This is a genomic window from Amycolatopsis sp. NPDC006125 (assembly GCF_040614195.1).
Taxonomy (GTDB): domain Bacteria; phylum Actinomycetota; class Actinomycetes; order Mycobacteriales; family Pseudonocardiaceae; genus Amycolatopsis_E; species Amycolatopsis_E tucumanensis.
In genome coordinates this window covers 44,699-51,711 of sequence record NZ_JBEXTZ010000061.1, presented here as the reverse complement: position 1 = coordinate 51,711, position 7,013 = coordinate 44,699, and the positions used below count along the sequence as shown (strand labels likewise).

At 72.6% G+C, this 7,013-nt stretch carries 7 protein-coding genes; 3 read left to right on the top strand and 4 right to left on the bottom strand.

From position 1 onward, the window contains the following. Window positions 1-143: 143 nt before the first annotated feature. Window positions 144-1,706, bottom strand: coding sequence for a dGTP triphosphohydrolase (dgt, locus tag ABZ193_RS27535; protein WP_027936326.1), 1,563 nt, complete (start codon window positions 1,704-1,706; stop codon window positions 144-146). 110 nt (window positions 1,707-1,816) lie between these two features. Between dgt and ABZ193_RS27530 the strand changes: the two genes are divergently transcribed. From ABZ193_RS27530 to ABZ193_RS27520, 3 genes are all read left to right on the top strand, one after another. Continuing rightward, on the top strand, window positions 1,817-3,529 hold the full coding sequence (locus ABZ193_RS27530) for a GGDEF domain-containing protein (protein ID WP_308191200.1): 1,713 nt from the start codon (window positions 1,817-1,819) through the stop codon (window positions 3,527-3,529). A 111-nt stretch (window positions 3,530-3,640) separates the two neighbouring features. After that, a complete protein-coding gene (locus tag ABZ193_RS27525) occupies window positions 3,641-4,108 on the top strand; it encodes a hypothetical protein (protein WP_237339019.1) in 468 nt (155 codons plus the stop codon). Between the two features lie 419 nt (window positions 4,109-4,527). Further along, window positions 4,528-4,827, top strand: coding sequence for a hypothetical protein (locus ABZ193_RS27520; RefSeq protein ID WP_354712001.1), 300 nt, complete (start codon window positions 4,528-4,530; stop codon window positions 4,825-4,827). Here the strand turns inward: ABZ193_RS27520 and ABZ193_RS27515 are convergent. The 3 genes from ABZ193_RS27515 to ABZ193_RS27505 are packed head-to-tail and all read right to left on the bottom strand — an operon-like array spanning window position 4,824 to window position 6,943. Next, window positions 4,824-5,216: a metal-sulfur cluster assembly factor gene (locus ABZ193_RS27515; RefSeq protein WP_020421256.1), complete on the bottom strand. Its 393-nt coding sequence runs from the start codon at window positions 5,214-5,216 to the stop codon at window positions 4,824-4,826. The genes ABZ193_RS27520 and ABZ193_RS27515 overlap by 4 nt on opposite strands. Beyond that, on the bottom strand, window positions 5,213-5,656 hold the full coding sequence (gene sufU / locus ABZ193_RS27510; protein ID WP_017982994.1) for a Fe-S cluster assembly sulfur transfer protein SufU: 444 nt from the start codon (window positions 5,654-5,656) through the stop codon (window positions 5,213-5,215). The genes ABZ193_RS27515 and sufU overlap by 4 nt, the downstream gene beginning before the upstream one ends. Next, entirely contained in the window at window positions 5,657-6,943 is a 1,287-nt protein-coding gene (locus ABZ193_RS27505; RefSeq protein WP_354711999.1) for a cysteine desulfurase, read from the bottom strand. Between the last annotated feature and the right edge of the window lie 70 nt (window positions 6,944-7,013).

The window sequence follows — 7,013 nt, the reverse complement described above, 5'->3', positions numbered from 1 at the left end:
GTTGTCAAGGCGGGAAAGCGTGCCTTGACAACCCTGGTCGGCGACTAAAGATCGGCTGTGGATCGGGGGCGGGGGAGGTCTGGTTGGGGTAGTCGGTGGCGTTGCGTTGCCGGCCGGCGGTTGGTTGCTGGATGGCGTGCTGGTCAGAGCACGAAGCTGTCCGACCACGGCTGGCCGGATCGGCCGGAGAGCGCGTCCAGCAGGCTGACCGCCTGCTTGTCCGTCAGCGACGACACGAAGTCGATCACCGCGCGGCCCCTCGCCAGCCCGCGCACGGCGTCGGCGCCCGCGACCGGCTCGCCCGTCGCTCCGACCAGCAGTTCGGGCGCGTTCCGGGCCAGGTCCTCGAACTCCGACTGCGCCAGCTCGACCAGGTCGTGCAGGCGCCGCGGCAGGCGCGACACCTCGTCCCGGTCGGCGAGCCACGCGTCGAGCGCGTCGACCAGCGTCGTCAGCAGCGAGGCCTGTCCCCGCTGGTGGAGGGCCAGTTCCGGGCGCAGCAACACGAACCGGCGGTGCACGAACTTGAGCACCTGCACCTCGTGCCACTGGGCGGTCCGCAGCGACACGTGCCCGGCCCGGGTGGACGGCGACGGCAGCACGATCACGCCGTCCACCAGCCGGTGCGTCCACCGCGCGGAGAACGCCGCCGTGGCCTGCTCCGCCTCGATCGAACCGTCGAACGGCTCCGCGAGCAGGCCGTCGACCAGCTCGGCCCGGATCCGCGACACCGCGTGGGCGAACGCGTCGTCGTCGACGATCCACGCGTCCTTGGCGTGCATGCGGCGCCGCAGCTGCTCCAGCGACCGGCCGGGGCGGCGGATCTGCGCGGCGAGCGTCGCGTTGTCCAGTCCGGCCAGCTCCACCGCGTGGTCGAGCCACTCCCCCAGCTCGGCGGCCACCGGCGCGTGCTGCAGGACCCCGATGCGGTGGAAGTCCTGGATGTCGTGGATCGCGTAGGCGAGGTCGTCGGCGGTGTCCATCACGGACGCCTCGACGGTCTGCTGCCACGGCTCGATCCGCCCGGCGAACGGCCTGCGCGCGGCCACCACGTCGTCCAGCTCGGTGCAGTACGCGGAGAACTTGCTCGACCCGGTGCCCGGCGCCTCGTCCGGCTCGGCGGCGCCCCGCGGCGGGATGCGCATCGCGGCCGGGTGCGGGTCGGGCCAGTGCAGCCGCGCCCACGGGTACTTCAGCACCGCCGCCCGCACGGCCGCGGTGAGGTCCAGGCCGACCGCCGCCGGGCCGCGCACGTCGGTCGTGGTGATGATCCGGAACGTCTGCGCGTTGCCCTCGAACCCGTCCGGCAGCGAGAACCGGTGCCGGGCGATGCGGTCCAGCACCTGCTCCCCCAGGTGCCCGAACGGCGGGTGCCCGAGGTCGTGGGCGAGCGCGGCGGCCTCGGCGACGTCCGGGTCGAGCCCGCCGAGCTTGCCGATCAGCTCGGCGGAGTCCACCGAGGACAGCAGCCGCTGCGAGATGGCGCGGGCGACCTGGGCGACCTTGAGGCTGTGCGTGAGCCGGTTGTGCAGCAGACCGGACCCGGCCGCGCTGACCACCTGGGTCACGCCGCCGAGCCGGGCGAAGAACGGCGACACCACGATGCGGTCCCGGTCGGCCCGGAAGGGGTTGTCGGCCAGGTCGGACCACGCCGGTTCGCTGGCGTTCTCCCGGCGTAGCGTCCGCGGATCGGGTTCCATGCGCATCACCGTATCTGTCCCGCCCGTACCCCCGCGGGAGTACGCTGCCCGCCCCGCAGGTGAACATCAGTCGACATCTCTTTCAATACGACCACCTCACCAGCGAAGATCGGTCCGTGCGCCCAGTCCGGTTCGCCTTCCAGCCGCTCTACAGCCTGAACACCGGCGGCATGGTCGCGCTCGAAGCGCTGGCCCGCCCCGCCGAGGGGTCCGTGCACGAACTGCTCGACACCGCGCGCCGCGAACGGCGCCTCGTCGAGACCGACATCGCGCTGGCGTGCGACGCCGTCCGCGCGGAAGCCGACCAGCAGACGCTGCTGCCGCTGCACCTGAACATCACGGCCGCCACCGCGGCCGCGCCCGCGGTCGATCCTCTGCTCGACACCCTCGCCCGCGTCGGCAAGCGGCCGCGCGAGGTGGTGCTGGAGGTCGGGCCGCCGTTCTGCTCGGTGTGGCCCGAACAGCTGCTCGCCGGCCTGCACCGGCTCGGCGAGCTGGGTTTCCGGCTCGCGCTGGACGGCCTCGGCCGCGGCGACCTGCCGTTCGCGATGCTCGCGGCCGCGCCGGTGGACGTCCTCAAACTCGACCGCAGCGTGCTGCGCGGGCTACCCGGTGACGCCGGCTCGGTCGCGGTCGTCGAATCCCTGCTGCACTTCACGTCCCGGACCAACGCGCGACTGGTCGCGACCGGGGTCGAGACCGAAGCGCAGCTGGGAGCGGTGCGCCGCCTGGGGGTGCGCATCGCTCAGGGCAACCTGTTCGCCCCCGCCCGGGACGGGGTGAACCTGGGGCATCTGCTCACCCCGGCGATCCCGGACCCGGAGGAGCGCCTCACGCCGGGGCCGCTCACCACGCCGCGCGTGCGGGACTTCCTGCGCCCGGCGAGCACCCTGCCGCACGACGCGACCTGCGACGACGTCCGCACCGCGCTGGCCGCGGGCGACGCGCCGAGCGGCATCGTCGGGATCGACGCCGACGGGCGGCCGCGGTGGTCGATCGACCGCACCCGGTTCCTGGTGTCGGTCACCGGGCCGTACGGGCACGCCCTGCACGCGAAGCGCAGCGCGGAACGGCTCGCCGACAGCCCGCACACGATCCACGCCGACGCGGGCGCGCTGGAGCTGCTGGAGCTGGTGACCGACGCGGACTGGGGCCGCACCGGCGACGACGTGGTGGTGGTCGACGACGCGGGCCGCTGCCTCGGTGTGGTGCTCGTGACCGAGGTGGTGCGCGGGGTGGCCGAGGCGAAGGTCGAGGAGGCGGCGGCGCTGAACCCGCTGACACGGCTGCCGGGCAGCGACACGGTGGCGCGGGACGTGGACCGGCGGATCGGCAGCCGGGAGGCGTTCGTCGCGGCGTGGCTGGACGTCGACTCGTTCAAGGCGGTCAACGACAACGCCGGTTTCGCCGCCGGGGACGACCTGATCCGCGCCATCGGCCGCACCCTGACGGACCTGGCGTCGCGGCTGCCGAGGATGGTGGTGAGCCACGTCGGCGGCGACGACTTCCTGATCGCCTGCGACGTGGACGAGATCGGCACGATCGCGGGCGCGCTGCTGGACACGCCGTGGAGCGCGGAGGGCATGCCGGTGACGGTGTCGCTGGCGACGCTGGTCTGCGCCACGGCGACGATCGAGTCCTACCGGGAGGCGTCGCGGCTGCTGGCGCCGCTGAAGAAGCAGGCCAAGTCGGTGCCGGGGTCGAGCTGGGTGCTGGGCCGTCCTGGTTCGGAGCGGGTCGAGGTGCTGCGCGGCCGTTCGCGGCACGCGCTGCCGGAGCAACGGCCAGCGGGGCCGGTGGGGCCGGTGGGGTTGAGCCGCGCCGGGTAGGGGCGCAGCCCGTCGGCCGGTACTGCACAGGTGGTCGCGGTGAGCGTGCCGGAGCAGTGCCGGGGAGGCGTGCAACCGGCGGGCCGCGTGGTCCGTCTGGGAAGCATGCGGATGTTGCCGGTGTTGGCGCTCGGGCTGGCTGTGCTGACGGCGTGCGGGGCGTCGGAGGGTGCGGCGGGCGGTGAGCGGGCCTGCACGCTGATCGGTGCGATGCCGGGGATCAGTCTCGACGTCGCGCCGCGGGCGGATGTCGCGGGCGCTGAGGTGACCGCCTGCTGGGGCGCGGACTGCCGGACCTGGCGGCCGGACCTGCACCGCGCGACGACCGCCGAACCGCAGGGCTGCACCGGCACCGGGCCCGACGACACGTGCTCGGCGCGGGTGGTGGAGACCGGTGGGTGGTACGCCTTCGTCGACGTCCCCGACCTGCGGGAGGGGCCGGTGGAGATCACGGTGGTGCTGACGAACGCGGCCGGGGTGGAACTGGCCCGCACGACGCAGGCCACCGCCGCCGAGCTGGTGTACCCGAACGGCCCGGACTGCGGCGGCGGCGTTCCGCAGGCGAACATCCGGGTATAGACGATGCGGAACCACCCGGCACTGCTGGCCGCCCTGGCAGCCTGCGGCGGCGTTTCGCACGCGGACGTCGGGGGTAGACGGTGCGGAACTGCCCGGCACTGCTGGCCGCCCCCGCGGCCTACGGCGGCGTTCCGCAGGCGAACAACCGGGAGTAGACGATGCGGACTCGCCCGGCGCTCCGTCTGGCCTCGGCCGTTCTCGCAGCTTCCGGCGGCGTACCGCACGCGAACGTCAGGGTGTTGACGATGCGGAACCACCCGGCACTCCTGCTGGCCATCCTCGCGGACTGCGGCGACGTCCCGCAGGTGAACAACCGGGGGTAGACGATGCGCGCGGCACTCCTGCTGGCCTCGGCCGTCCTCGTGGGCTGCGGCGGAGCGCCGCACACCACTGAGGTCCTCCGTCGGCCGTGTCCCGCCGTGGCCCTGGTTCCCGGGATCTGGCTCGACGTGGGGCCACGGCCCGGCCAGGTCATCACGGCCGCGACGGTGACGGCGTGCCGCGACGGCGTCTGCCGGACCGAACAGGCGTCACTCGCTCCGCAGGACACCGGGTGGACGGGGTTCGCCGCGTTCGACGATCTGCGCGTCGGTCCCTACGAAGTCACCGTCGTCCTGCCGGGCGGCACCCCCACAACGCAGAACACCGCCGCGCGGCTCGAGTTCCCTGGTGGGCCCGAGTGCGGCGGCGGTGTTCCGCGGGCGGAAATCCAGCTCTAGACGGTGAAGCCCAGCGCCCGGAGCTGCTCCCGGCCGTCGTCGGTGATCTTTTCCGGGCCCCACGGCGGCATCCAGACCCAGTTGATCCGGAAGTCCTTCACCACGCCGGCCTGGCCGACCAGCACGGACGCCGTCTGGTCCTCGATCACGTCGGTCAGCGGGCAGGCCGCCGACGTCAGCGTCATGTCGATCGTGGCGGTGTTGTCCGGCTCCACGCGGATGTCGTAGACCAGCCCGAGGTCGACCACGTTGATGCCGAGCTCGGGGTCGACGACGTCCCGCATGGCCTCCTCGATGTCCTCGATCTTGGCCACGTCCGCGGCCGGCGGCTGCGCCTGCTCGGGCAGGTCCTCCGCGGTGCGGCCCTCGCGCGTCTGCTCCTCGGTCACTTCTCGGCTCCGTTCGTGCGGGTCAGCGCATCCTTGAACGCCATCCAGCCCAGCAGGGCGCACTTCACCCGCGCCGGGTACTTCGACACCCCGGCGAAGGCGACCGCGTCCTCCAGCACATCCTCGTCCGGCTCGATCTGGCCGCGGCTCTGCATCATCTCCACGAAGGTGTCCATCGTGGACAGTGCCTCCGACACGGTGTGACCGGTCACCAGATCGGTCAGCACCGACGCCGACGCCTGGCTGATCGAGCAGCCCTGCCCCTCGTAGGAGACGTCGGCGACCTTGTCGCCCTCGACCTTCAGCCGCAGGGTGATCTCGTCACCGCAGGTCGGGTTGACCTGGAACGACTCCGCGTCGAAGGGCTCCCGCAGGCCGTGGCCGTGCGGGTTCTTGTAGTGGTCCAGGATGATCTCCTGGTACATGCTCTCCAGGTTCACCTACGCCACCCCGAAGAACTTCTGCGCCTCGCGGACACCACCGAGCAGCGCGTCCACTTCGGACAGATCGTTGTACAGGTAGAACGTCGCCCGCACGGTGGCGGGCACCTGGCAGACCCGGTGCAGCGGCCACGCGCAGTGGTGTCCCACGCGCACGGCGATGCCCAGGCTGTCCAGCACCTGGCCGGCGTCGTGCGGGTGCACGCCGTCGACGACGAACGCCACGGTCGCGCCGCGGTCGGCGCTGTCCCCGGGACCGATCAGCCGGACGCCGGGGATCTCGGCGATCCCGGCCAGCGCGGCCTCGACGAGCGCGTGCTCGTGCGCGGCCACCCGCTCCATGCCGATCGCAATCAGGTAGTCCACCGCGGCGCCGAGCCCGACGGCCTGCGACGTCATCGGCACGCCGGCCTCGAACTTCTGCGGCGGCGGCGCGAACGTGGTGCGCTCCATGGTGACCAGCTCGATCATCGACCCGCCGGTGAGGAACGGCGGCATCGCTTCGAGCAGCTCGCGGCGCCCGTAGAGCACGCCGATGCCGGACGGCGCCAGCATCTTGTGCCCGGAGAACACCGCGAAGTCCACCCCGAGGGCGTGGAAGTCGACCGGGAAGTGCGGCACCGACTGGCACGCGTCGAGCAGTGTCAGCGCGCCGACCTCGCGGGCCCGGCGGACGATCGGCTGGACCGGGTTGATCGTGCCGAGCACGTTGGACTGGTGCGCGAACGCGACGATCTTCGTGCGCTCGTTGACCAGCTCGTCCAGGTTGGACAGGTCCAGCCGGAACGTGTCGGTCAGGTCGAACCACCGCAGCGTCGCGCCGGTGCGCTGGCACAGCTGCTGCCAGGGCACCAGGTTCGCGTGGTGCTCCATCGCGGTGATGACGATCTCGTCGCCCGGCCCGATGCGGAACCGCTCGGCCTCGGGTCCCGCGGTGGCCGCGTTGCTCATCGCGTACGCGACCAGGTTGATGCCCTCGGTGGCGTTCTTGGTGAACACCAGCTCGCCCGGGTCCGCGCCGACGAACTCGCCGGTGCGGGCACGGGCGTACTCGTAGGCGTCGGTCGCCTCTTCGGCGAGCTGGTGCGCACCGCGGTGCACCGCCGCGTTCGAGGTCTCCAGGAACCGGCGCTCGGCGTCCAGCACCTGGGTTGGCCGCTGCGAGGTGGCGCCGGAGTCCAGGTACACCAGGGGTTTCCCGTCGCGCACGGTGCGCGACAGGATGGGGAAGTCGGCGCGCAGCGCAGCGACGTCCAAAGGCGTGTTGGCCGCGGCTGTGGTGGTCATGCGCGCCAACTCCTCTCTCGCGGTGTCAGTTCGGGCTCGGAGGCACATCCGGGCGAAAATTGCGAAGCCG